This is a genomic window from Companilactobacillus halodurans (genome assembly GCF_009600985.1).
Taxonomy (GTDB): Bacteria; Bacillota; Bacilli; order Lactobacillales; family Lactobacillaceae; genus Companilactobacillus; species Companilactobacillus halodurans.
In genome coordinates this window covers 1-1,013 of the sequence record NZ_VDFP01000296.1, presented here as the reverse complement: position 1 = coordinate 1,013, position 1,013 = coordinate 1, and the positions used below count along the sequence as shown (strand labels likewise).

Annotated in this window: 2 protein-coding genes and 1 pseudogene; all 3 read right to left on the bottom strand. The window is 31.0% G+C overall.

The window, feature by feature from the left end:
* A pseudogene (locus FHL06_RS14280) lies at positions 1-177 on the bottom strand (UDP-glucose 6-dehydrogenase); the annotation flags it as partial.
* A 50-nt stretch (positions 178-227) separates the two neighbouring features.
* Positions 228-794 (bottom strand): serine O-acetyltransferase, encoded by a 567-nt coding sequence (locus FHL06_RS14275; RefSeq protein ID WP_153387335.1) that lies wholly within the window; start codon positions 792-794, stop codon positions 228-230.
* A gap of 25 nt (positions 795-819) precedes the next feature.
* The coding region (locus FHL06_RS14870; protein WP_238334074.1) for a hypothetical protein at positions 820-1,013 on the bottom strand (194 nt) is incomplete at its 5' end.

Sequence of the window (1,013 nt, the reverse complement as noted above, 5' to 3'; positions counted from 1 at the left end):
CAAGTCATCGCGCTTTAAAAAAGTTTCGATCTCTTTATCTACTATTGGAGACTTGCCTTTCTGAAGCATCTCAATTTTTTCATCAACGATATCATAAGCTTTGACTTGTTCATTTTGACTCAAAAGCAAAGCATTTGCTAATCCAACATATCCTAAACCAAATACTGAAATTTTCATTTTTAGTTCTCCATTTCAATTTAATAGATAGAGCGTAGCTACAACAGACTTTAAACTCGATTTCTTATATAACCAGTTGTTGCATTTTGCTTCCCTTCCTTTATTATTGCAGGGTTCCCAAAAACCACGGAATTACTTGGAACATTTCTGTTTACAAAACAGTTAGCTGCAATTAATACATTATCCCCAATTGTAACATTCCCAATAATTACCGCATTAGTACCAATCCATACTTCATTACCAATTTTTGGATATCCTGGACCATCTCCCTTTTTATTAGCTGTTTTGCCAATAGTGACCCCTGGTGAAAGGGTCACATTGTTACCAATAATTGCTTTGTCATTAACAATGACTCCTCCAGTATGGTACATAAGTAATCCATTGCCTAATTTTGTTTGTGGTGGTATGTCAATAAACGATCTTTTTTGTAAAAAATGTATCCTTGTTTTCAACAAAAACTTATTTAAATTAGAGTGTGTGTTTTGCCATTTTCGAATTAAAATAAAATGTCTAATTTGGGGTGGAATTAAACAAGGGAATACACGATGCTGCCATTTCAGACTAAAACGTCCATACATTCTATAATAATCAACATAATTATTTTTATTGTGTGCCATACTCATACTTCTTTCTATCTTGATATTATTTTATAACTTTTTTAATTACTGAATACAAATTTTGATGGACAACTAGGTACATTAATATAAAACATAATGCTTCAGCCACTACCAATTTAGAATTATTAAATAAATACATAATGCCCGTTTGAATAAAAAAAACGATATTTAAAAGAGCATACTCTTTTAAGTTGACACTTAAACCAATTATCTTCTTAG